General features: G+C 71.7%; 23 protein-coding genes. 9 read left to right on the plus strand and 14 right to left on the minus strand.

Going from position 1 to position 23,788, the window contains the following annotated elements:
• Positions 1 to 196 precede the first annotated feature (196 nt).
• The gene (locus AB0D93_RS06545; protein WP_362113979.1) at positions 197 to 2,005 is read right to left on the minus strand and encodes an ABC-F family ATP-binding cassette domain-containing protein; all 1,809 of its coding nucleotides are present in this window, start codon (positions 2,003 to 2,005) and stop codon (positions 197 to 199) included.
• 157 nt (positions 2,006 to 2,162) lie between these two features.
• On the opposite strand from AB0D93_RS06545, the gene AB0D93_RS06550 reads away from it, so the two are divergent.
• Positions 2,163 to 2,759: a Uma2 family endonuclease gene (locus AB0D93_RS06550; RefSeq protein ID WP_362113982.1), complete on the plus strand. Its 597-nt coding sequence runs from the start codon at positions 2,163 to 2,165 to the stop codon at positions 2,757 to 2,759.
• A 4-nt stretch (positions 2,760 to 2,763) separates the two neighbouring features.
• On the opposite strand, the gene AB0D93_RS06555 is transcribed toward AB0D93_RS06550, so the two are convergent.
• From AB0D93_RS06555 to rsmI, 6 genes are all read right to left on the minus strand, one after another.
• Positions 2,764 to 3,657 (minus strand): 4-(cytidine 5'-diphospho)-2-C-methyl-D-erythritol kinase, encoded by an 894-nt coding sequence (locus AB0D93_RS06555; protein WP_362113985.1) that lies wholly within the window; start codon positions 3,655 to 3,657, stop codon positions 2,764 to 2,766.
• The gene (gene rsmA, locus AB0D93_RS06560; RefSeq protein ID WP_362113988.1) at positions 3,654 to 4,523 is read right to left on the minus strand and encodes a 16S rRNA (adenine(1518)-N(6)/adenine(1519)-N(6))-dimethyltransferase RsmA; all 870 of its coding nucleotides are present in this window, start codon (positions 4,521 to 4,523) and stop codon (positions 3,654 to 3,656) included. The genes AB0D93_RS06555 and rsmA overlap by 4 nt, the downstream gene beginning before the upstream one ends.
• A gap of 131 nt (positions 4,524 to 4,654) precedes the next feature.
• Positions 4,655 to 6,082 (minus strand): ubiquitin-like domain-containing protein, encoded by a 1,428-nt coding sequence (locus tag AB0D93_RS06565; RefSeq protein ID WP_362113991.1) that lies wholly within the window; start codon positions 6,080 to 6,082, stop codon positions 4,655 to 4,657.
• Between the two features lie 136 nt (positions 6,083 to 6,218).
• Positions 6,219 to 7,115 (minus strand): TatD family hydrolase, encoded by an 897-nt coding sequence (locus AB0D93_RS06570; protein WP_362113994.1) that lies wholly within the window; start codon positions 7,113 to 7,115, stop codon positions 6,219 to 6,221.
• Positions 7,116 to 7,162: 47 nt separating this feature from the next.
• Entirely contained in the window at positions 7,163 to 7,564 is a 402-nt protein-coding gene (locus tag AB0D93_RS06575) for a hypothetical protein (RefSeq protein WP_362113997.1), read from the minus strand.
• A gap of 323 nt (positions 7,565 to 7,887) precedes the next feature.
• Positions 7,888 to 8,751 (minus strand): 16S rRNA (cytidine(1402)-2'-O)-methyltransferase, encoded by an 864-nt coding sequence (gene rsmI, locus AB0D93_RS06580; RefSeq protein WP_362114000.1) that lies wholly within the window; start codon positions 8,749 to 8,751, stop codon positions 7,888 to 7,890.
• A 124-nt stretch (positions 8,752 to 8,875) separates the two neighbouring features.
• Here rsmI and AB0D93_RS06585 point away from each other — a divergent pair, with 124 nt between their 5' ends.
• On the plus strand, positions 8,876 to 10,624 hold the full coding sequence (locus AB0D93_RS06585) for a phospholipid carrier-dependent glycosyltransferase (RefSeq protein ID WP_362114003.1): 1,749 nt from the start codon (positions 8,876 to 8,878) through the stop codon (positions 10,622 to 10,624).
• 294 nt (positions 10,625 to 10,918) lie between these two features.
• Positions 10,919 to 12,589 (plus strand): penicillin-binding transpeptidase domain-containing protein, encoded by a 1,671-nt coding sequence (locus AB0D93_RS06590; RefSeq protein ID WP_362114006.1) that lies wholly within the window; start codon positions 10,919 to 10,921, stop codon positions 12,587 to 12,589.
• Here the strand turns inward: AB0D93_RS06590 and AB0D93_RS06595 are convergent, their stop codons facing one another.
• On the minus strand, positions 12,590 to 12,937 hold the full coding sequence (locus AB0D93_RS06595) for an SsgA family sporulation/cell division regulator (protein WP_362114009.1): 348 nt from the start codon (positions 12,935 to 12,937) through the stop codon (positions 12,590 to 12,592). It lies immediately after the preceding gene.
• Between the two features lie 171 nt (positions 12,938 to 13,108).
• Between AB0D93_RS06595 and AB0D93_RS06600 the strand changes: the two genes are divergently transcribed.
• The 6 genes from AB0D93_RS06600 (at position 13,109) to AB0D93_RS06625 (ending at position 17,938) form a co-directional block, all read left to right on the plus strand.
• On the plus strand, positions 13,109 to 14,152 hold the full coding sequence (locus AB0D93_RS06600; protein ID WP_362114012.1) for an energy-coupling factor ABC transporter permease: 1,044 nt from the start codon (positions 13,109 to 13,111) through the stop codon (positions 14,150 to 14,152).
• A 1-nt stretch (position 14,153) separates the two neighbouring features.
• Positions 14,154 to 14,915, plus strand: coding sequence for a cobalt ECF transporter T component CbiQ (gene cbiQ, locus AB0D93_RS06605; protein ID WP_362114015.1), 762 nt, complete (start codon positions 14,154 to 14,156; stop codon positions 14,913 to 14,915).
• Entirely contained in the window at positions 14,903 to 15,670 is a 768-nt protein-coding gene (locus AB0D93_RS06610) for an ABC transporter ATP-binding protein (RefSeq protein WP_362114018.1), read from the plus strand. Before cbiQ ends, AB0D93_RS06610 begins: the two co-directional genes overlap by 13 nt.
• Positions 15,667 to 16,131, plus strand: coding sequence for a MarR family transcriptional regulator (locus tag AB0D93_RS06615; RefSeq protein ID WP_362114021.1), 465 nt, complete (start codon positions 15,667 to 15,669; stop codon positions 16,129 to 16,131). Before AB0D93_RS06610 ends, AB0D93_RS06615 begins: the two co-directional genes overlap by 4 nt.
• 107 nt (positions 16,132 to 16,238) lie before the next feature.
• On the plus strand, positions 16,239 to 16,685 hold the full coding sequence (locus tag AB0D93_RS06620) for an organic hydroperoxide resistance protein (RefSeq protein WP_362114024.1): 447 nt from the start codon (positions 16,239 to 16,241) through the stop codon (positions 16,683 to 16,685).
• An 83-nt stretch (positions 16,686 to 16,768) separates the two neighbouring features.
• Entirely contained in the window at positions 16,769 to 17,938 is a 1,170-nt protein-coding gene (locus tag AB0D93_RS06625) for a serine hydrolase domain-containing protein (RefSeq protein WP_362114027.1), read from the plus strand.
• 4 nt (positions 17,939 to 17,942) lie between these two features.
• Here AB0D93_RS06625 and AB0D93_RS06630 read toward each other — a convergent pair whose 3' ends face one another.
• From AB0D93_RS06630 to AB0D93_RS06655, 6 genes are all read right to left on the minus strand, one after another.
• A complete protein-coding gene (locus tag AB0D93_RS06630; protein ID WP_362114030.1) occupies positions 17,943 to 18,218 on the minus strand; it encodes a DUF1876 domain-containing protein in 276 nt (91 codons plus the stop codon).
• 92 nt (positions 18,219 to 18,310) lie between these two features.
• Positions 18,311 to 19,198 (minus strand): NAD(P)-dependent oxidoreductase, encoded by an 888-nt coding sequence (locus AB0D93_RS06635; RefSeq protein ID WP_362114033.1) that lies wholly within the window; start codon positions 19,196 to 19,198, stop codon positions 18,311 to 18,313.
• A gap of 58 nt (positions 19,199 to 19,256) precedes the next feature.
• Entirely contained in the window at positions 19,257 to 20,102 is an 846-nt protein-coding gene (locus AB0D93_RS06640; RefSeq protein ID WP_362114036.1) for a DMT family transporter, read from the minus strand.
• Entirely contained in the window at positions 20,099 to 20,614 is a 516-nt protein-coding gene (locus tag AB0D93_RS06645) for a YbaK/EbsC family protein (protein ID WP_362114039.1), read from the minus strand. The genes AB0D93_RS06640 and AB0D93_RS06645 overlap by 4 nt, the downstream gene beginning before the upstream one ends.
• Before the next feature lie 128 nt (positions 20,615 to 20,742).
• On the minus strand, positions 20,743 to 22,968 hold the full coding sequence (locus tag AB0D93_RS06650) for an MMPL family transporter (RefSeq protein ID WP_362114042.1): 2,226 nt from the start codon (positions 22,966 to 22,968) through the stop codon (positions 20,743 to 20,745).
• 109 nt (positions 22,969 to 23,077) lie between these two features.
• Positions 23,078 to 23,683, minus strand: coding sequence for a TetR/AcrR family transcriptional regulator (locus tag AB0D93_RS06655; RefSeq protein ID WP_362114045.1), 606 nt, complete (start codon positions 23,681 to 23,683; stop codon positions 23,078 to 23,080).
• Positions 23,684 to 23,788 lie beyond the last annotated feature (105 nt).

The raw sequence follows: 23,788 nt of genomic DNA on the forward strand, positions 1-23,788 counted from the left end.
CAGTTCTCAGACGGCTCTTTCTATCACCCGGTACCGACAGCGCAGGGGCTCGGATCCGCCGCTGTTCCCAAGGGACGACCGGCCCGTGATGCCGCCGTTACGCGCCTTCACGCCCCCTTCACGCGGCGCACGCAACAGCGCCGCGCGCGGCTTGATTTCAGCCGCGCGCGGCGAGCGCCCTCACCTCGCGTTTCCGCTACGCGTCCTCGGCCAACTCCAGCCAGCGCATCTCCAGTTCCTCGCGCTCGCCGGCGAGGTCGCGCAACTGGGCGTCCAGATCGGCGACCTTCGCGAAGTCGGTGGCGTTGTCGGCGATCTGGGCGTGCAGCCTGGACTCCTTCTCGGAGATCTTGTCCAACTGCCGCTCGATCTTCTGCAGTTCCTTCTTGGCGGCTCGCTGGTCGGCGGCGCTCTTCTCCGCGGTGGCCGGCTTGGGCGCCGCCGCGGCGGCCTGCGCGGCGACCGCCTCCTCCATCCGCTGCCGCCGCTCCAGGTACTCGTCGATGCCGCGCGGCAGCATCCGCAGGGCGCCGTCGCCGAGGAGGGCGAAGACCCGGTCCGTGGTGCGCTCGACGAAGAACCGGTCGTGGGAGATGACGATCATCGAGCCGGGCCAGCCGTCGAGGACGTCCTCCAGCTGGGTGAGGGTCTCGATGTCGAGGTCGTTGGTGGGCTCGTCGAGGAAGAGGACGTTGGGCTCGTCCATGAGGAGCCGCAGCAGCTGCAGGCGCCGGCGCTCGCCACCGGAGAGGTCGCCGACCGGCGTCCACTGCTTCTCCTTGTTGAAGCCGAACGTCTCGCACAGCTGCCCGGCGGTCATCTCGCGCCCCTTGCCGAGGTCGACGCGTTCGCGCACCTGCTGGACGGCTTCCAGGACCCGCGTGTCCGGGTTCAGCTCGGCGACCTCCTGGGAGAGGTAGGCGAGCTTGACGGTCCTGCCGACGGCGACGCGGCCACCGGCCGGCTGCTCCTCGCCCTCCGTGCGCGCCGCCGCGGCCATGGCGCGCAGCAGCGAGGTCTTGCCGGCGCCGTTCACGCCGACGAGACCGATCCGGTCACCCGGCCCGAGCTGCCAGGTGACGTGCTTGAGCAGCACCTTCGGCCCGGCCTGCACGGTGACGTCCTCCAGGTCGAACACCGTCTTGCCGAGCCGCGAGGAGGCGAACTTCATCAGCTCGGAGCTGTCCCGGGGCGGCGGCACGTCCGCGATCAGCTCGTTGGCGGCCTCGACCCGGAAGCGCGGCTTGGACGTACGGGCGGGGGCGCCGCGCCGCAGCCAGGCCAGCTCCTTCCTGATCAGGTTCTGCCGCTTGGCCTCCTCCGTGGCGGCGATCCGCTCGCGCTCGGCACGCGCGAAGACGTAGTCGGAGTAGCCGCCCTCGTACTCGTACACGTCGCCGCGCTGCACGTCCCACATGCGGGTGCACACCTGGTCCAGGAACCACCGGTCGTGGGTCACGCACACCAGCGCCGAGCGCCGGTTCCGCAGGTGCTTCGCGAGCCAGGCGATGCCCTCGACGTCGAGGTGGTTGGTGGGCTCGTCGAGGACGAGCAGGTCCTGTTCCTCGATGAGCAGCTTGGCGAGCGCGATACGGCGCCGCTCACCACCGGAGAGCGGTCCGATGACGGTGTCGAGCCCCTTGGGGAAGCCCGGCAGGTCCAGCCCGCCGAACAGCCCGGTCAGTACGTCCCTGACCTTGGCATTGCCCGCCCACTCGTGGTCGGCCATGTCGCCGATGACCTCGTGCCGGACGGTGGCGGCGGGGTCGAGGGAGTCGTGCTGCGTGAGCACGCCGAGCCGCAGTCCGCCGGAGTGCGTGACACGTCCGGTGTCGGCCTCCTCCAGCTTGGCGAGCATGCGGATGAGGGTGGTCTTGCCGTCGCCGTTGCGTCCGACGACCCCGATCCGGTCCCCTTCCGACACACCGAGCGAGACGCCGTCGAGCAGGGCACGGGTGCCGTACACCTTGCTGACGTTCTCGACATTGACCAGGTTGACGGCCATTTCACTCCTGTGCGCGGGGATCGGTCGACCTTCTAGCGTAGGCCCTCGGGGATGAGGGGCGGGGCGCGAGGGGGTGGTCACTCTTTGTGATGACGTGATCGGGAACGGGCCGCTACCGTGGAGGGCAGGCAGCAGGATCCCGTCCATGGGAGGAACCATGACCGCCGAGTCCGTAGAGCACCGCGTCCAGTGGCCGGTGCCGCCGCAGGACGGCTACACCGTGGACGACCTGTTCACGCTGCCTGATCTCCCGCCGCACACCGAGCTGATCGACGGGAGCCTGGTTTTCGTAAGTCCGCAGCGCCGTTTTCACTACCGCGTGATCGACCTGTTGGTCACCGGTCTATGCAGCTCTCTCGGCCCGGAGTTCAGTGTCGAACGGGAGATGACCGTCATCCTCGACAACCGCAACGGTCCCGAACCTGATGTCAGCGTAGTCCGAGCCGACGCGGTCACCGGGCTGGACCAGACCAGGTTTCATGCCGAGGACGTCCTGCTTGCCGTGGAGGTGGTGTCCCCCGACTCTGAATCCCGCGATCGTACGACCAAACCGCAGAAGTATGCCGCTGCGGGCATCCCAAACTTCTGGCGCGTCGAGCAGAACGGAACCACCGGTGGGCCCGTCATCCACGTCTACGAGCTCGACACACTGACCAAGTCCTACGTGCACATGGGCACGCATCGCGACCAGATCAAGGTCGACAAGCCCGCGTCCATCGACATCGACCTGACCACAATCGACAGGCGGCCCTAGATCCTCAGACCACCGTCGCCCCCGCCACCGGCCCCGCCGCCGTCCGCACCGCCCTGCACGTGCCGGACGCCCGCAGGGCCGCCGCCACCTTCTCCCCCGCCTCGGCATCCCGCACGAGGAACGCCGTGGTCGGCCCCGACCCGGACACCAGCGCAGCAAGCGCACCCGCCCCCCGCCCCGCCTCCAGCGTGTCCGCCAGCTCCGGGAACAGGGACAGCGCCGCAGGCTGAAGATCATTGGACACAGCCGCGGCCAGCGCCTCAGCGTCCCCCTTCGCCAGCGCCTGGAGCAGCTCCGCCGAAGCCACCGGCTCGGGAATCTCCCGATCCTCCGCGAGCCGGTCGAACTCCCGGAAGACCGCCGGTGTGGACAGCCCCCGCTCGGCCATCGCGAACACCCAGTGGAAGGTGCCACCGGTCTCCAGGGTGGTCAGCCGCTCGCCCCGCCCGACGCCGAGAGCGGCGCCCCCGACCAGGCTGAACGGCACATCGCTGCCCAGCTCGGCGCAGATCGCCAGCAGCTCGGCCCGCGAGGCCGCCGTACCCCACAGCGTGTTGCAGGCGAGCAGCGCGCCCGCGCCGTCCGCGCTGCCGCCCGCCATGCCGCCGGCGACCGGGATGTCCTTGGCGATGTGGATGTGGACGTTCGGCTCGATGCCCCGGCGCCCGGCGAGCGCGATCGCCGCGCGCGCGGCGAGGTTGGAGTCGTCGAGCGGTACCTGGTCGGCGTCCGGGCCCTCGCAGGTGATCCGGAGTTCGTCCGCGGGGGTCACCGTCACCTCGTCGTACAGGCCGACGGCGAGGAAGACGTTGGCGAGGTCGTGGAACCCGTCGGGGCGGGCGGCGCCGACCGCCAGCTGGACGTTGACCTTGGCCGGAACCCGTACCGTGACGCTCACGCGCCCGCCTCCCTGTTCTCCGCGATCCGCGCGAACTCCTCCACCGTCAGCGACTCCCCGCGCGCCTGCGGCGAGACACCCGCCGCGACCAGGGCGGCCTCGGCGGCGGCGGCGGACCCGGCCCAGCCGGCCAGCGCCGCCCGCAGGGTCTTCCTGCGCTGCGCGAAGGCCGCGTCCACGACGGCGAAGACCTCCTTCTTGGAGGCCGTGGTCTTGATCGGCTCGGTCCGCCGGACGAGGGAGACCAACCCGCTGTCGACGTTCGGCGCGGGCCAGAAGACGTTGCGGCCGATGGCACCGGCCCGCTTGACATCGGCGTACCAGTTGGCCTTCACCGACGGCACGCCGTACACCTTCGAGCCGGGCGCGGCGGCCAGCCGGTCGGCGACCTCGGACTGCACCATGACGAGGGTGCGCTCGATGCTCGGGAAGGTGTCGAGCATGTGCAGCAGCACGGGCACGGCGACGTTGTAGGGGAGGTTCGCGACCAGCGCCGTCGGCGGGGGGCCGGGCAGCTCGGTGACGTGCATCGCGTCGGAGTGGACGAGCGCGAACCGGTCGGCGCGCGCCGGCATGCGCGCCCCGATGGTCGCGGGGAGGGCGGCGGCGAGTACGTCGTCGATCTCGACGGCGGTGACCCGGTCGGCGACCTCCAGCAGCGCGAGCGTGAGGGAGCCGAGCCCCGGGCCGACCTCGACGACCACGTCGGCGGGGCGGACCTCGGCGGTGCGGACGATACGGCGGACCGTGTTGGCGTCGATCACGAAGTTCTGGCCGCGCTGCTTGGTGGGGCGGACACCGAGCGCTGCCGCGAGCTCGCGGATGTCGGCGGGGCCGAGGAGGGCGTCGGGGGTGGGGCTGCTCACGGGACAAGGGTACGGGGCCGGGGATGGCCGGGTTGCCAGGTGCCTGCCCCCCCGGGGGGCGCGGGCTGTCCCGGTGTCCGGCTTCCACCCCCGGCAACGGTCGCGGCCCGTCCCTGCTCTCCCCGCCCGCGTCAGCCGCGCAGCCGTGTCCCGCAGTGCGGCCAGGGCGTGGCACCCCGGCGCATGTACAGCTTCTTCGCGCGGAAGGTCTGCTCCTCCGCCGGGGCGTCCTGGGGGCGTCCGCTGCCGCCGAGGCTGTGCCAGGTGCGGGCGTCGAACTGGTAGAGCCCGCCGAACGTCCCGGAGGGGTCGACCGCGTGCGGGCGGCCGCCGGACTCGCAGGCGGCGAGGCCGCCCCAGTCCAGGCCGTCGGCGCCGTCCACCGAGCTCGGCAGCGGCCTGGTGCCGACCTTCACGACCTGTTTGCGCGGCTTGCGCACCACCTCGGAGGTCTCGCGGCGCGGTTTCTCCTGGACGCCGTTCACGGTGCGCAGGAGATAGGTGTCGCGCCGGAGTCCGGGCCGCCCGGCCTGGTAGACGACCTCGGTGCCCTTGAAGAGGGTGGGGTCGTCGGTGCGCTCGACCGCGAACGGGATCTGCTCCTCGCGGATCTCCCGGGCGCCGCTGATCCGCAGCACGGTCACCGTCTGTCCGTCGCGCGGGAAGCTCTCGGGCGGGACGGAGGTCGTGTCCTGGCCCTCCAGGCCGATCCCGGCCTCCTCGACGGCCTCCCGGACGGTGGCCGCGTTGGTGCGGATGGTCCGGGTCCGGCCGTCCGCCATGATCGTGACGGCGCGTTCGGTGCGCACGTCGAGCGCGAGCCCGGCGCGCCCGATGCTCTTCGAGCGCGAGGTGGACAGGTACGCGCCCTCCGCGCGCACCCCCAGTTCGTCGAGCGCCCCTTCCACGGTGTGCGCCGTCGTCCACACCTGGCGCCGCTGACCGTCGAGGGTGAGCCGGACGGGGCGTCCGTAGCGCACGGCGACCGCGTCCCCGCTGGCGAGCGCCGCTCCGGGGGCGGGCGCGACCATGTCGTGCGCGCCGACGCGCACGCCCTCCTCGGCGAGCAGCTCGTGCACGTCGTCGGCGAAGGTGTGCAGGGTGCGGTGCCTGCCGTCGACGCTCAGCTCGACCGCCTTGTCCTTGGCGACGAACGCGGTGGTGCCGCCGGCGAGGAAGGCCACGACCAGGGCCTGCGGCAGCAGGCGGCGCACGGCGGACTCCGGGCGCTCGGCGCCCCGCGCCCTGCGCCGACGCGCGGCCCGCCCGCCCACTCCGGCGGGCACCTCGCTCTCGCACTCCCTTGCGTCGTGCGCCGAGCCGTCTTCGTCCGCCGTGCCGTCGTCGTTCGGCGCACGGCCCCTGCCCGGCGCGCTGCCGCCCTGCCGTGGCAGCACCGGCTCGCCGACGAAGTACGCCTCCGACTCGTAGGCGGGCCGGTAGGTGTCCTTGGACAGTCCGTACGCCAGGGTCTCCGCGGTGTACAAGGAGGCGTCGGGACGGCCGTACGGCGGGTACGGCTCGTGGTTCTCGAACGTCTCGTACTGCGACTTGCTCACGCCGACACGCTCCAGAGGTGCCAGAGGGGGTCCGGATCGGGCCCCCAGAACCTAGCGGAGCTGTCGTCACTCTCCAAAGCGACGCGACTACGTACTGTTGCGCGCCGAGCCCGCGTTCAACACTCGAACTGACGGCTCAGTACCCGAAGGCACGGGCGGTGTTCGCGGCGAGGGCCGTCGCCAGCGCGTCCTCGTCGGTGCCGCGCACGGCGGCCATGGCACGGACCGTGACCGGGACGAGGTACGGCGCGTTGGGCCGGCCGCGGTACGGCGCCGGGGTCAGGAACGGTGCGTCGGTCTCCACGAGGACCAGCTCCAGCGGCGCGACGGCGAGGGCGTCCCGCAGGTTCTGGGCGTTCTTGAAGGTGACGTTGCCGGCGAAGGACATGAAGTAGCCCTCGCGGGCGCAGATCTCCGCCATCTCGGCGTCGCCGGAGTAGCAGTGGAAGACGGTGCGCTCGGGGGCGCCCTCCTCCTTCAGGACCCGCAGGACGTCGGCGTGGGCGTCGCGGTCGTGGATGACGAGCGCCTTGCCGTGCCGCTTGGCGATCTCGATGTGGGCGCGGAAGGACCGTTCCTGTGCGGCCTTGCCCTCCGGGCCGGTGCGGAAGTGGTCCAGCCCCGTCTCGCCGACGCCCTTCACCTGGGGCAGCCGGGCCAGCCGGTCGATCTCGGCGAGGGCCTCGTCCAGCGCCGCGTCTCCGCCCGGCTCCCGGGCGCCCTGCCGCGACCAGCCGTCGGGGTCGCCGTGGACGATGCGCGGGGCCTCGTTGGGGTGGAGGGCGACGGTGGCGTGGACGCCGTCGAACGCGGCCGCGGTCTCGGCGGCCCACTGCGAGCCCTTGATGTCGCAGCCGACCTGGACGACCGTCGTCACCCCCACCGAGGCGGCCTTGGCGAGGCCTTCCTCGACCGTGCCCGACTGCATGTCGAGGTGGGTGTGCGAATCGGCGACCGGGACCCGCAGCGGCGGCGGGAGCGGCGGTGCGGCGTTCTTGTCGCCCTTGGAGGTCTGGCCGGCGTTCGAAGGCATGCTCCGATCCTACGAAAGGAGCATGCCCCCGACGGCCGGTGCTCCGCTCAGCCGGCCTTGTGCTGGAAGGGGTGCAGGAGGTCGGACAGGTGCCAGTGGTGCGGCTCCTTGGGTGCCGCGGGCAGCTCGGGCACCTCGACCGGGCCCGCCTGGGGCACGCTGTGGTGCCGCTCCCCGGCGCCGCGCACCGACGAGACCTGTCCCGCGCGCATGATCCGCACCACGTGGCCGTCGCAGTTGTGGCAGCTGGGCCGGCTCAGCGGCGACGGCACGACCCGGCCGTCGGCCACGTAGAGCACGAACTCCTGCCCCTCGGCATCCGTGTGGTGCTCTATCTCGTACGACTGCTCCCAGCCGTGCCCGCACCTCATGCAGGCGAACGCGTACGACTCGTGAACGACGGCTGTGGGCGTGCCGCGGAGGCCGGTCTGCCCTGCGATCTCACTCATGCCAGCTCCTCTTGTCCGCTGGTCGGGGGACGAATACATCCCTTCGACCAGTGGACGCCTTCACCAGCGCGAATGCATCAGGGCTGTCGAGTGTTGGAGGCGATTTGAGTCTTCCTTGCCGAAAAGCCCCCGGTCGGCCCCGTTTCCCTTTGCCATCGGCGACAGCCCTTTGCCGTCCCATGGCTCGTCCGCTCACCCGAGAACGCCCCTGCTCACAGGGCCTATGGGCGCACGCCGGGGCAGCGCCCCGAAAGGGGCGCGGGCGACCGCGCGACCCGCGGGAACGGCCCCGCGGCCCGCCACGGACCCCGGGCCCACCGGTGCTATCCGGCTCCGGCTCCCCCGGCGGAGCTCTTCGCTGCAACCACGGCGTCGAAGACGACCCGCTTCGGCAGCCCGGCGTCCGCCGCGACCGCCGCGATGGCCTCCTTGCGCCGCTCCCCGGCCTCCTCACGCGCGCGTACCCGACGTACCAGTTCCGCGGCGTCCAGTTCCTCGGGTCCGCGTTCCGGCGCCCCCTCGACCACCACGGTGATCTCCCCACGGACCCCCTCCGCGGCCCAGCGCGCCAGCTCGGCCAGCGGACCGCGCCGCACCTCCTCGTAGGTCTTGGTCAGCTCGCGGCAGACGGCGGCCCGCCGGTCGGCGCCGAAGACCTCGGCCATGGCGGCGAGGGTGTCGTCGAGCCGGTGCGGGGCCTCGAAGTACACGAGGGTGCGGCGCTCGCCCGCGACCTCCCGCAGCCGGGACAGCCGCTCGCCCGCCTTGCGCGGCAGGAAGCCCTCGAAGCAGAACCGGTCGACGGGCAGCCCTGACAGCGCCAGGGCGGTGAGCACGGCGGACGGCCCGGGCACGGCGGTGACCCGGATCTCCTTCTCGACGGCGGCCGCGACCAGCCGGTAGCCCGGGTCGGAGACCGACGGCATCCCGGCGTCGGTCACCAGCAGCACACGCGCGCCGCCGAGCAGCTCCTCGACCAGCTCCGGCGTCCGTGCGGTCTCGTTGCCCTCGAAGTACGACACCACGCGGCCCTTGGGCGTGACGCCGAGGGCCTGGGTGAGCCGGCGCAGCCGCCGGGTGTCCTCGGCGGCGACGACGTCGGCGCCGGCCAGCTCCTCGGCCAGCCGCGGCGGCGCGTCCGCGATGTCGCCGATGGGGGTACCTGCCAGGACAAGGGTTCCAGTCACACCCCCATCCTCCCAGCCCCCGGCCGCCGCGCGGCCCGCCCCCGTACCCCGGGAGAACCACCGCATCCCGACCGGTACCGCACATGCACGGGACTCGCACAGAACGGTTCCCTACCATGGCGCGGTGACCAGTACCGCGTCCTCCATGGACCTCCGGCAGGGCCAGACGCCGCACGACCAGCGGCCGTCGTGGCAGCAGCGGCTGCGCCGATTCGGATACGTAGCGGCCAAGGACGCGCCCTCGGGCGACGTACGCGACCGGCTGGTGCCCCCGTACGCCGAGCCGGGCCCCCGGCTGTGGCAGACGCTCGGCGTGCCGCCGGTCCTCGCCGAGCGGATCACCCGCTGGTCGGGCTGGGGCGGTCCGCTGCTGGTGACGCTGATGGCGGGCCTGATGCGGTTCTGGAACCTGGGCAGCCCGCGCGCGGTGATATTCGACGAGACGTACTACGCCAAGGACGCCTGGGCGCTCGTCCACCGCGGTTTCGAGGTCAACTGGGACAAGAACGCCAACGACCTGGTGCTGCAGACCCACGGTCACCTCGTGATCCCGACGGACGCGGCCTATGTCGTGCACCCGCCGGTCGGCAAGTACGTCATCGGGCTCGGCGAGCTGATGTTCGGGTTCGACCCGTTCGGCTGGCGGTTCATGACGGCCCTGCTGGGGACGCTGAGCGTGCTGCTGCTGTGCCGGATCGGGCGCCGGATGTTCCGCTCGACGTTCCTCGGCTGCCTGGCGGGCGCGCTGATGGCGGTGGACGGCCTGCAGTTCGTGATGAGCCGGACCTCGCTGCTCGACGGCGTGCTGATGTTCTTCGTGGTGGCCGCGTTCGGCTGTCTGGTCATCGACCGGGACCGGTCACGGGAGAGACTGGCCGCCGCGCTGCCGGTGGACGCCGACGGCCGGGTCCGGCCGGACGAGCAGGTGGCCGATACGTTCCGCTTCGGCCTGCGTCCCTGGCGCTGGGCGGCGGGGCTGATGCTGGGCCTGGCCATCGGCACGAAGTGGAACGGCTTGTACATCCTGGCCGCGTTCTGCGTGATGGCGGTGCTGTGGGACGTCGGTGCGCGCAGGACGGCCGGGGCCCGGCGCCCGTACGCGGCGGCCCTGAAGTACGACACCGGCATCGCCTTCCTGGCCACGGTCCCGCTGGCGATCGCCGTCTACCTGCTCTCCTGGACCGGCTGGATCCTCTCCCCGGCCGACGGCACCGGCGGCTACTTCCGCAACTGGGCGGCCACCGACGGCAAGGGCGGCAGCTGGACCTTCCTGCCGGACTGGCTGCGCAGCCTGTGGCACTACGAGCACGAGGTGTACGAGTTCCACGTCGGCCTGACCTCCCCGCACACCTACCAGTCCAACCCGTGGAGCTGGATCGTGCTGGGCCGCCCGGTGTCGTACTTCTACGAGTCCCCCAACCCCGGCGCCGACGGCTGCCCCGCGAACGCCGGACAGAAGTGCGCCCGTGAGGTGCTGGCGATCGGCACGCCGCTGCTGTGGTGGGCGGCCTGCTTCGCGATCCTGTACGTCCTGTGGCGCTGGGCGTTCCGCCGCGACTGGCGGGCCGGTGCCATCGCGTGCGGGATCGCGGCCGGTTATCTGCCCTGGTTCATGTACCAGGAGCGGACGATCTTCCTGTTCTACGCGGTCGTCTTCCTGCCGTTCCTGTGCCTGGCGGTGGCGATGATGATCGGTGCGATCATCGGCCCGCCGGGCTCCTCCGAGACCCGCCGGGTGGTCGGCGCCTCGGCGGCGGGCGTGCTGGTGCTGCTGATCGCCTGGAACTTCATCTACTTCTGGCCCCTTTACACCGGCACGGCCATCCCGATCGACTCCTGGCGGTCGCGGATGTGGCTGGACACCTGGGTCTAGCCGGGCGGACACGCCAGGACGGCCCGGCAGGATGCCGGGCCGTCCTTCACGTGGCCGACAGGCTCCATGCTCCGGACGAGCGAACCTGGTAGTAACCGCGGCCCGGCCAAACCCTGGCCGGGACCCGACACGATCGGCTCGCGGCGCTCGTGGACGCCGTGCGGATTGTCGCAACCGTGCTACGGATCGGCCGCCGACATCACCCGCCAAGGTGGGGACCTTAAGGTGAGTGCCGTCGTTGAGGAGTGTGAGGGCTTACGGGGACCCCGGGGAAGGCACGGAGGAACTGAGGCTGTGGGCAAGAGAAGGCGCGTCGCCGAGCGAGGGAAGACGACCAGACCCGCCGTACTCGGCGGGCTGATCGCCGTGGTCGTCGGCGGCGCCGGTTTCGGCGTCTACGCGCTGACCGGCGGCGGGGCGGCGGCCGACGAGCCGGCGTCCGCCAGAGCCGACCACAAGGCCGTCAAGACCGGCCCGCTCAGCACCGCCGAGATCCGCACGGCCTCCACCCGCTTCCTCACCGCCTGGCAGCAGGGCAGGCTCACCGAGGCGGCCGCCACCACCGACGACGCCTCGGCCGCCGCCAAGCTGCTCACCGGCTACGCCAAGGACGCCCACCTGAAGGGCGTCACACTCACCGCCGGCACGGCCACGGGCGCCAAGGTGCCGTTCTCCGTCAAGGCGACGGTGTCGTACCAGAACCTCAGCAAGCCGCTGGCGTACGGCAGTTCGCTCACCGTGGTGCGCCGGGCGAGCGACGGCAAGCCGCTGGTCGACTGGCACTCCTCGGTCGTCCACCCGGACCTGAAGGACGGCGACACGCTCGTCACGGGCGAGTCCGGCACCCCTCCGATCAAGGCGCTGGACCGGGACGGCGGCGAGCTGACGACGGCCAAGTACCCCTCCCTGGGCTCGGTGTTGGACGGGCTGCGGGAGAAGTACGGCAAGACGGCGGGCGGCAAGGCCGGCATCGAGCTGCGCGTGGTGCGCGGCAAGGCCGCACAGCAGGCGAAGCTCTCCGACAAGACGCTGGTGGAGCTGAGCAAGGGCACGCCGGGCACGGTGAGGACGACGCTCAGCCCGACCTTCCAGGCGGCCGCCGAGCAGCAGGTCGGCAAGCGGTCGAAGGCCTCCGTGGTCGTCGTACGGCCCTCGACCGGTGAGATCCTCGCGGTCGCCAACAGCGAGCACGGCTTCAACGTCGCCTTCCAGGGCTCTCTCGCGCCCGGTTCCACGATGAAGATCGTGACGTCGACCATGCTGTTCGAGAAGAAGCTCATCACCCCGGACGCGTCCCACCCCTGCCCCAAGACGTACAAGCTGGCGGGCTGGACGTTCCACAACGACGACAACTCCGAGATCAAGAAGGGCACGTTCAAGCAGAGCTTCGGCGCCTCCTGCAACAACGCCTTCATCGATTTCGCGCCCAAGCTGTCCAACGGCGACCTGACGAAGGAGGCCCAGCAGGTCTACGGCCTCGGCATGGACAACTGGGCCATCGGCGTCCCGTCGTTCGACGGCTCCGTCCCGGTGCAGAGCGGCGCGCAGATGGGCGCCTCGCTGATCGGGCAGGGCGGGGTGCGCATGAACCCGCTGAACATGGCGTCGGTGTCGGCCACGGTGGCGTCGGGCTCCTTCCACCAGCCGTACCTGGTCTCCCCGGACGTGGACCACCGCACGCCGGCGAAGGCCGCGCGCACGATGTCGTCGCAGACGCGGTCCCAGCTGAAGGACGTCATGCGGTTCACGGCGGACTACGGCACGGCCGCCAAGGCGATGGCGGGCATGAGCGGGGACTACGGCGCCAAGACGGGCTCCGCCGAGGTCGACGGGCAGAAGAAGCCGAACGGCTGGTTCACCGCCTACAAGGGCGATCTCGCCGCGGCGGGCGTGGTGCAGGCGGGCGGGCACGGCGGCGACACCGCCGGCCCGATCGTGGCGGCCCTCCTCAAGATGGGCGGCTGATCAGCTCCGCACCACCGGCTCCGCCGTGTACGTCCGGAGCAGAAATCTCGCCAGCGCCTTCGACTCGAACTGGACCACCTCGACACCGTGGTCGGTGTGGAACTCGACGACGGCCTGCACGCGCCCGCACGGCCACACCCGTACGGCGCCGCTCTCGGCCGGTGCCCGCAGTCCCCGTTCCAGCAGCGCGCGGGAGAAGGTCCACTCGTGCGGGCCGGGTACTGGCAGGTCGATCCGGACCGACCATGGATCGGAGTCGGGGTCATACCGCAGCATCACCGGTACGGACCCGGGATCCTCCTCGTCCGTGACGATATGGGCGCGCGCGTACTGCTCGACCACAGACATCGGACCGCCCTCTCACCCTGAGTGACCTGCACGGAAGCTATGCATTCGCTTCTTATCCAATGTGCCACATTTTCCGTTTTGCGCCTTTTGGAGGCATTCATCTCCTTGCAGCTGCTCGTACGAGCTCCTAGTTCTTGCAAAGCGTTCGCAACAACGGTCTAAAATCATTCGGTGCATGTACCTGACGGATTCATCGACGCCCCCACCTCCGCCGTCACCGGGGTGGTCGCCGCCGGCGCCCTCGCGGTGAGCCTGCGCGGGGCCCGCCGTGAGCTCGACGAACGGACCGCCCCGCTGGCCGGTCTGGTGGCGGCGTTCATCTTCGCCGTACAGATGCTCAACTTCCCCGTCGCGGCCGGAACAAGCGGCCACCTGCTGGGCGGGGCACTCGCCGCGATCCTGGTGGGCCCCTGCACGGGCGTGCTGTGCGTGTCCGTGGTGCTGCTGATGCAGGGCGTGCTGTTCGCGGACGGCGGGCTCACCGCGCTCGGTGTGAACGTCACCGACATGGCGCTCACCACGACGGTCGTGTCGTACGCCGTCTTCCGGGCGCTGCTCGCCGTGCTGCCCCGCGGACGGCGCTCGGTGACCGTCGCCTCCTTCGTCGCGGCGCTGGTCTCCGTGCCGGCCGCCGCCGTCGTCTTCACCCTCCTCTACGCGGTCGGCGGCACGACCGACGTCTCCATCGGCAAGGTCGCGACCGCGATGATCGGCGTCCATGTCCTCATCGGCCTCGGCGAGGCCGTCATCACGGCGCTCACGGTCGGTGCGGTGATCGCCGTGCGCCCGGACCTCGTGCACGGCGCGCGCGGCCTGCGGCAACGGCTCAAGCTTCGGGTGAACGGCGGGCTGGTGGACGCTCCGGCTCCCACGGCACCCGTGGCGGCGCGCACGTCCCGGCGCGCGCTGTGGGTGACGGGTCTGGTCACCTCGCTGGTGCTCGCCGGTTTCGTCAGCTTCTACGCCTCCTCGAATCCCGACGGCCTGGAGAAGGTCGCGCACGACAAGGGCATCGACACCAAGGAGCGGAAGCACGCCGCCGCCGACTCCCCGCTCGCCGGCTACGGCGTCAGGGACGTCTCCGACGCCCGGCTGTCCGGCTGTCTCGCGGGCGTGATCGGCGTCGGCGTCACGGTCGTGGCGGGCAGCGCGGTGTTCTGGGCGGTGCGCCGGCGGCGGGGCTCGGACGTCTCCCCCGTGAACACGGGCCTGTGACGTGGGCGCGGGACACGCCCACCGGCTCTACCGGCACGGGCACTCGCCCGTGCACGGCCTGCCGCCGCACACCAAACTCGCCGCCGCCTTCCTGTTCGTCGTGGTCGTCGTGTCGACCCCGCGCGGGGCGATGTGGGCGTTCGCGGTGTACGCCCTCCTCCTCGCCCGCGTCGCGTACCACGCGCGCGTGCCCGCCGTCTTCCTGCTCCGGCGACTGCTGATCGAGGTCCCGTTCGTGGCGTTCGCGGTGCTCATGCCGTTCGTGGCGGAGGGCGAGCGGGTGCACGCACTGGGCCTCTCGCTCAGCGTGAACGGGCTGTGGGGCGCCTGGAACGTGCTCGCCAAGGGCACCCTCGGCGTCGCCGCCTCCGTACTGCTGGCCGCCACCACCGAACTGCGTGAACTGCTGCTCGGGCTCCAGCGGTTGAGGCTTCCGCCGCTGCTGGTCCAGATCGCGTCCTTCATGATCCGCTACGGCGACGTCGTCACCGACGAGATGCGCCGGATGCGGATCGCCCGGGAGTCGCGCGGCTTCGAGGCCCGGGGCGTGCGGCACTGGGGCGTGCTCGCCAAGTCCGCCGGCGCGCTGTTCATCCGCTCCTACGAACGCGGCGAGCGCGTGCACCTGGCCATGGTGAGCCGCGGCTATGCCGGTTCCATGCCGGTCATCGACGAGGTGACCGCGTCCGGCGCGCAGTGGCGGCGCGCGCTCGCGCTCCCCTCGACCGCCCTCGTCGTCTGCCTGCTGGGATGGTTCCTGTGAGTACTGCCACCGCTTCGCTGGAGGTCTCCGGCCTCGCCTTCGCCTACCCGGACGGCCACCAGGCCCTGTTCGGCGTCGACTTCACCATCGCACGTGGCGAGCGGGTCGCGCTGCTCGGCCCGAACGGCGCCGGCAAGACCACGCTGGTGCTGCACCTCAACGGCATCCTGGGGGGCGGCACCGGCACGGTGACGGTGGCCGGGCTGCCCGTGGGCGAGCAGCACATGGCCGCGATCCGGCAGAAGGTCGGCATCGTCTTCCAGGACCCGGACGACCAGTTGTTCATGCCGACTGTGCGCGAGGACGTGGCGTTCGGACCGGCCGCCGCCGGGATCAAGGGCGCCGCGCTGGAGGAACGGGTGCACCGTGCCCTCGAACGGGTCGGCATGCGGGACTTCGCCGACCGCCCGCCGCACCACCTGTCCTTCGGGCAGCGCCGGCGCGTGGCGGTGGCCACCGTGCTCGCGATGGAGCCGGAGATCCTCGTCCTGGACGAGCCGTCCTCCAACCTCGACCCGGCCGCGCGCCGCGAACTCGCCGACATCCTGCGCTCCCTGGACGTCACCGTGCTCATGGTCACCCACGACCTGCCGTACGCCCTGGAGCTGTGCCCGCGCTCCCTCGTCCTCAGCGACGGCGTGATCGCGGCCGACGGCCCGACCGGCGAACTGCTCTGCGACGCGGAGCTGATGCGGGCGCACCGGCTGGAGTTGCCCTTCGGCTTCGACCCGAAGTCCGTGACAATGGGCGGGTGACGAACGAGGACCGCGCCGCCGAGGGGTCGCTGCTGCTGGACGACCAGCTGTGCTTCGCGCTGTACGCGGCACAGCGCGCCGTGACCGCCGCCTACCGTCCCCTCCTGGACGACCTCGGGATCACCTACCCGCAGTACCTCGTGCTGCTGGTGCTGTGGGAGCGCGGCGAGACCAGCGTGAAGGAGCTGGCGCGCGCCCTCCGGCTGGACTACGGCACCGTCTCCCCGCTGCTGAAGCGGCTGGAGGGGGCGGGTCTGGTGCGCAGGGAGCGCTCGGCCGGCGACGAGCGCTCGGTGCTCGTCACGTGCACGGGGCGCGGCGAGGAACTCAGGGAGCGCGCGGAGCGCGTACCCGGCGCCCTGCTCACCACGACGGGCCTCGGCGCGCAGGAGGTCGCGTGGTTGCGCGAGGCGTTGTGGAGGCTCACCGGGCGCGCCGACGCGGCGGCCGACCGGCGCTGAGCTCGCGTTACCCCCAGTTGCGGCCCCCTGCCTCCAGCTGCTGACCTACCGGCCAGTACCTTGTGCACGATGTACTTGTGCGCCACTTGTTCCGGGGGAGGCCGGCCATGACCGAGGACACCGCTGTCGACACCCGTCCGACGAAGATCATGTACGTCGCCGAGGCCACCGCCCACGGCGGCCGCAACGGCTACGTCACCAGCCAGGACGGCCAGCTCGAGCTGAAGGTGGCGATGCCTCCGGAGCTGGGCGGCGACGGCAACGGCACCAACCCGGAGCAGCTGTTCGCGGCCGGCTACAGCTCCTGCTTCCACAACGCGCTGATCCTGGTCGGCAACCGGGAGGGCTACGACCTGACCGGCTCCACGGTGGCCACCAAGGTCGGCATCGGACCGAACAAGCACCGCGGCTACGGCCTCGCGGTCGCCCTCAGCGTCTCCCTGCCGGTCCTGGACCCGGACGTGGCGGCCCGCCTGGTGGACGCGGCGCACGAGGTCTGCCCGTACTCCAACGCGACGCGCGGCAACATCGACGTAACGATCCTGCTGGGCTGATCCCACCGAGGAATCCCAGGCGCGCAGCCGGTGTTCCACCCACTGTCGCAGGCGATGGGACAGTGATCGAAAGGACGGCGGGCGTGGACGTGAACGGCACAGTGGCCGAGGGCTTCGAGCCGGTCAGGGAGGCGTTCGCAGCGAACTTCACGCTGCTCGGGGAGCGTGGCGCAGCCGTCGCCGTGTACCGCGACGGGCACAGGGTCGTCGATCTGTGGGCCGGCGCGAAGAACGTCGAGGACACGGAAGGCACGGCCCCGTGGGAGCCCGGGACCGCGCAGATCGTGCGGTCCGCGACCAAGGGCGTCGCCGCCGCGGCGCTGCTGCTCCTGCACCAGCGCGGCGAACTGGACCTGGACGCCCCGGTCGGCACGTACTGGCCCGAGTACAAGGCGGCCGGCAAGGAGCACACCCTCGTACGGCACCTGCTGGCACACCGCGCGGGCGTACCCGTACTGGACCGCCCGCTCACCCCCGCCGAGGCCGCCGACCCCGATCTCGGCGCCGCGGCGGTCGCCGCCCAGGCGCCGGTGTGGGAGCCGGGCACCGACCACGGCTACCACGCGCAGACCTACAGCTGGCTCACCGGCGAGCTGATCCGGCGGATCACCGGCCGCCCGGTCGGCGAGTGGATCGCGCAGGAGATCGCGCGTCCCGTCGGCGCGGACCTGTGGCTCGGCCTGCCGGAGCCGGAGCAGGCGCGCGCGGGCCGCGTCGGCCCCGCCGAGGCACCCGAGGCCGTGGGCGGCCTGAAGACCCGGCCCAAGCGCGCGGTCGCCGAGGCCTACGCCGACCCGGACTCGCTGACCCGGCGCGCGTTCGCCGCGATCACCCCGCTCCCCGACGAGAACGACCCCGCCTACCGCGCGGCCGCCCTGCCCGCCTCCAACGGCATCGCCACCGCCGACGGGCTGGCGCGCTTCTACGCCTCGCTGATCGGCGAGGTCGACGGCGGCACCCGGCTGTTCACCCCGGAGACGAGGGAGCTGGCCCGCGGCGAGCAGTCCGCCGGACCGGACCGGGTCCTGGTGGTCGGCACCCGGTTCGGCCTCGGCTACATGCTGCACGGCGCGGCGTCCCCGCTGCTCTCCCCCGGCTCCTTCGGCCACCCGGGCCGGGGCGGCGCCCTCGCGTTCGCCGACCCGGAGACCGGCATCGCCTTCGGCTATGTCACCAACGGCTTCCGGAAGAGCGTGACGGCGGACCCGAGGGCACAGGCGCTGGTACGGGCGGTACGCACGGCGCTCGCGTAGAAGCTCACACGTTGATCGTGTGCGAGGTCCGTCCGGACGCCGCGTCGATCTCGTCGTGCGCCTTGGTCAGCAGTTGCATGGCCAGTTCGTTGAGGGCACGCGCGCCGGCTATCTCCTCGCCCACCCTGGGCTGGTTGGAGTCGACGCTGTGCCGGGTGGCGTGCCCGTGCGCCCGTACCTCCGTTCCGTCGGGCAAGCGCACCAGGGCCGCTGCCCGTGTGTGCTGATCGTCCTCCATGAACTCCAGCTCGACATGCCATCCGACAGCGGTGTGCATCATGACGATCACCTCCGAAAACCGCTGCTTCCAGGGTGCGCCCCGGCACCCCGGCCCGTCATGTCGACGTCGCCCCGGCCGCCCGGCGTCCCGCCCTACTCGTCCTTGCCGTCGAAACTCGCGAAGTAGGCGGCGGCCATGTCCTCGTCCGCATGCCCCTGTGCGGCGGCCCGCGCGAACCGTTCCGCGGTCGCCGCGGCGACGTCCAGCCGTACGCCGCCGTGCTCGCCGGCCTGCACGATGAGACGGGCGTCCTTCTCGGCGGTGGCCACCGCGAACGACGCCGGGGACAGCTTGCCGTCGAGCACCAGCGCGATCTTGGTCCGCAGGTAGCCCATGTCGAGCGGGCCGCCCGCGACGAGGTCGAAGAAGCCCTGCGGATCCACCCCGAGGGCCTGGGAGAGGGCGAGGACCTCACCGGCCGCCGCGGTGGCGGCGAGCACCCAGCTGTTGGCGACCAGCTTCAGCCGGCTGGCGCTGCCCGCGCCGCCGTCGTCGCCGGTCCACATGGTCTTCGCGCCCACCGCGTCGAAGACGGGCGCGACCGTCTCCCGCCCCTCCCGCGGCCCGGCCGCCAGCACGGTCAGCTGTCCCGCCTCGGCGGGCTGCTTGGTGCCGAGGACGGGCGCGTCGTAGAAGACGAGCCCCTGCTCGGCCGCGAAGGCCGCCAGGTCGCCGACCAGTTCGATCCCGGCGGTGGTGCACTGCGCCCACACCGTGCCGGGCCGCAGGGCGGGCGCGGCCTCCCGCATGACGTCCAGGACGGTGTTGCCGTCGTACAGCATCGTCAGGACGACGTCGGCGCCCTCGACGGCCGCGGCGGGAGTGCCGGCGATGCGGGCGCCGTCGGCGGCGAGCGGCTCGGCCTTCTCGCGCGTACGGTTCCACGCGCGCACGTCCAGCCCGGCCCGGCACAGGTTGCGGGCCATCGCGGCCCCCATGATGCCGGTGCCCAGTACGGTGACGGTCGGCTTGTCGGTCATTGACGGCTCCCTGTCGTTCCTGTTGCTGCCCGGTGCTCCTCACTACCGGGCTACCCACCTACCCGGCGTGCATCATCAACCCGATCCCCACCACGAGCAGTCCGGCCGCCGCGATCCTGGGCCCGCCGAAGCGCTCCTTGAAGAGCACCGCTCCGATCGCGGCGCCGACGATGATCGAGGACTCGCGCAGGGCGGCGATCGGCGCCAGTTCGGCGCGGGTCTGGGCCCACAGGACCAGGGCGTACGCGGTGACGGACAGGGCGGCGCCGAGGAGGCCGAGGGCGGCGTACGGCCGGAGCAGCCGGACGGTGCCGGCACGCGCGCGTGCGTACAGGTAGGCCGGGACGACGACGCCCTGGATGGCCATGAGCCAGGCGATGTACCCGAGCGGGGAGTGCGCCGCGCGTACGCCCAGGCCGTCGATGACGGTGTACACCGCGATCGTCAGCCCGGTCGCGAGGGCCGCGCCGATCGCCGCCCAGTCGGGCCGGCCGCCGCGCAGCCCCCACAGGCTGACACCCATGAGCCCCACACAGGACACGGCGATCCCGGCCATCGCCCAGGCGCCGGGCACCTCATGGGCGAACAGGGCGGCCAGCACGGTGACCACGAGCGGGGCGCTGCCGCGTGCGAGGGGGTACGCCTGCCCGAAGTCACCGAGCCGGAAGGAGGTCATCAGCAGGGCGTAATAGGCGATGTGGACCACCGCCGAGGCCAGCAGGTACGGCCAGGCGGGTCCGGCCGGGAACGCCACGAACGGCGCCGTCGCCAGGCCGATCAGCACCCCGCCGCCGGAGATCAGGGTGAAGCCGACCAGTTTGTCGGTGATGCGGTGCGCGATGGCGTTCCAGCTCGCGTGGGTCACCGCGGCCAGCAGGACGGCGGCCGTGACGAGTGGCGTCACGCGGTCGGCTCGCGCACGTCCACCAGGTCGGCGCCGGCATGCGCGACGAGCGCCCCGGGCTCGATCGGGAAGACGGTGTGCGGCGTACCGGCGGCCGCCCACACCACGTCGTGGGCGAGCAGCGAGCGGTCGGCGAGGACACGCGTGCGCGTGCGGTGTCCGAAGGGCGGCACACCGCCGATGGCGTACCCGGTGGTCTCGCGCACCACACCGGCGTCGGCCCGGGTGACCTTGCCCGCGCCCAGTTCCTCCCGCACCCGCTCCACGTCCACGCGTGAGGCCCCGTCCATCAGGACCAGCACCGGTGCCCCGTCGGCGGCGAAGATCAGCGACTTGCAGATCTGGCTGAGCTCGCACCCGATGGCCGCGGCGGCCTCGGCGGCGGTCCGGGTGGCCTCCGGGAACCGCCGGGTCCGTGCGAGGACGTCGGCGAGGCCGAGGGTGCGGAGGGCTTCGGCGAAACGGGGGTGGGCTCCGGACTCGTCGGCGTCAGTGGCGGCTGTCGTCGTCATGCCGGGCACGCTACGCCATCGGCCGAGCCGTGCTCACGGCGTTTTGCAGGGGGGCGACAGAATGCCGGTGAGGGTGCAGCCCCGTCCCCACGGGCACCCTCACCGGCCGCTCTGTCAGAAGCGGTACGTCAGGCCCGTACCAGCTCCTTCTCCTCGTCGGGGTCGGCGTCCTTGCGCCGCGCTTCCGACTGGGCGCGCAGGCCCTCGCCCTCGACGTCCACGTTGGGCAGCGCGCGGTCGAGCCACTTCGGCAGCCACCAGGCCCGCTTGCCGAGCAGGGCGAGCACCGCGGGGACGACGGCCATGCGGACGATGAACGCGTCGAAGAAGACGGCGACCGCGAGGCCGAAGCCGATCATCTTGACCATCGCCTCGCTGGAGCCGATGAAGCCGGAGAAGACGGCGATCATGATGACGGCGGCCGCGGTCACGACCCGTGCCCCGTGCTTGAAGCCGGTCACCACGGCCTGGCTGGGCTTCTCGCCGTGGACGTACGCCTCCCGCATCCGGGTCACGAGGAAGACCTCGTAGTCCATCGCCAGGCCGAAGACGACACCCACCATGAAGATCGGCATCATCGACATGACCGGGCCGGTCTGCTCGACGTTCATCAGGCCGGACAGCCAGCCCCACTGGAAGACCGCGACGACCGCGCCGAGGGCCGCGAGCACGCTGAGCAGGAAGCCGAGGGCCGCCTTCAGCGGGACGAGGATCGAGCGGAAGACCACGATCAGCAGCAGGAACGCGAGGCCCACCACCAGCGCCAGGTAGGGCAGGAGGGCGTCGTTCAGCTTCTGCGAGACGTCGATGTTCATCGCCGTCGTACCGGTGACCAGGATCTTGGAGTCCGTCGACCGGGCGATGTCGACGCCCTTGTCACGGATGGTGTGCACCAGGTCCTCGGTCGTCTGCGAGGACGGCTTGGACCCGGGTACGACGGTGATGGTCGCGGTGTCGCCGGCCTTGTTGGGCACGGCCGGGGTGACCGTGACGACGTCCTTGAGGCCCTTGATCTCGTCGCCGACCTTGGTGAACGCCGCCTTGGGGTGCTCGCTGCCCTTGGCGTCGACCACGACCATCAGCGGGCCGTTGAAGCCGGGCCCGAAGCCCTCGGAGAGCAGGTCGTAGGCGCGGCGCTGGGTGGTGGAGGTGGGCTGGGAGCCGTCGTCGGGCAGGCCCAGCTCCAGGGAGGCGGCCGGGATCGCCGCCGCGCCGAGGCCGAGCACACCGAGCAGCAGGACGGCGACCGGGCGGCGTACGACGAAGCTCGCCCAGCGGGTGCCCATGTTGGGGCGGCCCGGCTTCTTCGGCGTACGGCCGCCGCCGAGCAGCTTGCTCTTCTGGCCCGCCGGCTTGACCCTGCGGCCCGCGTAGCCGAGCAGCGCCGGGATCAGCGTCAGCGCGATGAGGACGGCGATGGCGACGGTGCCGGCCGCCGCGACGCCCATCTTGGTCAGCATCGGGATGTTGACGACCGACAGGCCGACCAGGGCGATGACGACGGTGAGACCGGCGAAGACGACGGCCGAGCCCGCCGTGCCGACGGCCCGTCCGGCCGCTTCCTCGCGCTCGCGGCCCTCGGCCAGTTCGGCGCGGTAGCGGGAGACGATGAAGAGGGCGTAGTCGATGCCGACGGCCAGACCGATCATGGACGCCAGGGTGGAGGTGGTGGTGCCGAGGTCCAGGGCGCTGGCGAGCGCGGTGATGGTGGATACGCCGATGCCGACGCCGATGAGGGCGGTGAGCAGCGGGAATCCGGCCGCGAGCAGCGAGCCGAAGGTGATGACGAGGACCACGGCGGCGATCACGATGCCGATGGCCTCGCTGGAGCCCGTCTCCGGCGTCGCGGTGAGCGCGTCACCGCCGACCTCGACGGTCAGCCCGGCGTCCCGCGCGTGCTGCGCGGCCTCCTTCAGGGCGTCCCGGGAGGTGTCCTTCAGCTCCATGCCGGAGACCTTGTACTTCACCGAGGCGTAGGCGATCGTGCCGTTCTTGCTGACGGCGTGCCCGGCGTAGGGGTCGGCGACCGAGGTGACCTCGGAGCCGCTCTTCAGTTCCTTGACGGTCTTCTCGACGGCCGCCTTGTTGCCGGCGTCGGTCATCTTCTCGCCGCCGGGCGCCTTGAAGACGACCCGTGCGGTGGCGCCGTCGGCGCTCATCCCGGGGAAGCGCTGTTCCAGCAGGTCGAAGGCCTTCTGCGCCTCGGTGCCGGGGATGGAGAAGGACGTGTTGCCGGCGGGCGGCGCGGAGGCGGCGCCCACCCCGGCGAGGGTGAGCAGCGCGACCCATATCAGGGCGACGAAGTGCCGTCGCCGGAAGGCGAGACGGCCGAGTTTGTACAGAAACGTGGCCACGGAGGCGTACTCCCGGTCAGGTCGTGGGGTTCATCAGGGCAGGGGTGATCAGCCCGACGACGTGAGCGGTGACGTCAGGTGGTGGGCTTGCTCGGGGATCAGAGGGCGATCAGCTGGTGGTGGCGCCGAGGGCGGGGAGGACCACGGCGTCGATGTACGACAGGAGGAAGGCCTGGGTCGGCGGCTGCTCGTCGATGAGCGAGCGGGCTGCGAACCCGCCGATCATCATGTGCATCACGTAGTCGATCGCGGGGTTGTCCGCACGGACCTCGCCCCGGTCGATCGCCCGCTGCAGCACGCGGCGGAACTCCGCCATCTCCGGCTCGATGAGATGGTCCTTGAACGCCCGCAGGAGGTCGGGATTGCCGTGGACGGCCATCGCCAGGCCCCGCATGAGCGCGGAGTTCTGTTCCATCTCGCAGTCGTCCGAGCGCAGGGTGAGGGCGTGCAGGTCGCCCCTGAGCGATCCGGTGTCGACGTCGTCGGCGGAACCGCCCGGCTTGCTGTGCCGCACCGCCTTCGCCACCAGCTCGGCCTTGCCGCCCCACTGGCGGTAGAGGGTGGCCTTGCTGGACCGGGTGCGGGCGGCGACGGCGTCCATGGTGAGGGCGTCGTAGCCGACCTCACGGAGCAGGTCGAGCACTGCCCCGTACAACTCGGCCTCACGCTCGGGTGTGATCCGGCTGCGACGTGCCGCTGCGACAACCTCGGTCATGCCACTCACCTTCCCACTCCGGAGCGTCCTGCTTCGTACCACCATGAAGATACCCTGAGTCCATGCGAAACGAAACCGTTTCGTACGTGTCTTGGGTCACGGCCG

It is taken from the genome of Streptomyces sp. NPDC048191 (assembly GCF_040652655.1).
GTDB lineage: Bacteria > Actinomycetota > Actinomycetes > Streptomycetales > Streptomycetaceae > Streptomyces.

Bases quoted from the DNA above. Each gene is read 5' to 3' on its own strand.
- AB0D93_RS06545 (WP_362113979.1), bottom strand. From the start codon at position 2,005: ATGGCCGTCAACCTGGTCAATGTCGAGAACGTCAGCAAGGTGTACGGC.
- AB0D93_RS06550 (WP_362113982.1), top strand. From the start codon at position 2,163: ATGACCGCCGAGTCCGTAGAGCACCGCGTCCAGTGGCCGGTGCCGCCG.
- AB0D93_RS06570 (WP_362113994.1), bottom strand. From the start codon at position 7,115: ATGCCTTCGAACGCCGGCCAGACCTCCAAGGGCGACAAGAACGCCGCA.
- AB0D93_RS06575 (WP_362113997.1), bottom strand. From the start codon at position 7,564: ATGAGTGAGATCGCAGGGCAGACCGGCCTCCGCGGCACGCCCACAGCC.
- AB0D93_RS06595 (WP_362114009.1), bottom strand. From the start codon at position 12,937: ATGTCTGTGGTCGAGCAGTACGCGCGCGCCCATATCGTCACGGACGAG.
- AB0D93_RS06610 (WP_362114018.1), top strand. From the start codon at position 14,903: ATGGTTCCTGTGAGTACTGCCACCGCTTCGCTGGAGGTCTCCGGCCTC.
- AB0D93_RS06620 (WP_362114024.1), top strand. From the start codon at position 16,239: ATGACCGAGGACACCGCTGTCGACACCCGTCCGACGAAGATCATGTAC.
- AB0D93_RS06630 (WP_362114030.1), bottom strand. From the start codon at position 18,218: ATGATGCACACCGCTGTCGGATGGCATGTCGAGCTGGAGTTCATGGAG.
- AB0D93_RS06635 (WP_362114033.1), bottom strand. From the start codon at position 19,198: ATGACCGACAAGCCGACCGTCACCGTACTGGGCACCGGCATCATGGGG.
- AB0D93_RS06645 (WP_362114039.1), bottom strand. From the start codon at position 20,614: ATGACGACGACAGCCGCCACTGACGCCGACGAGTCCGGAGCCCACCCC.
- AB0D93_RS06655 (WP_362114045.1), bottom strand. From the start codon at position 23,683: ATGACCGAGGTTGTCGCAGCGGCACGTCGCAGCCGGATCACACCCGAG.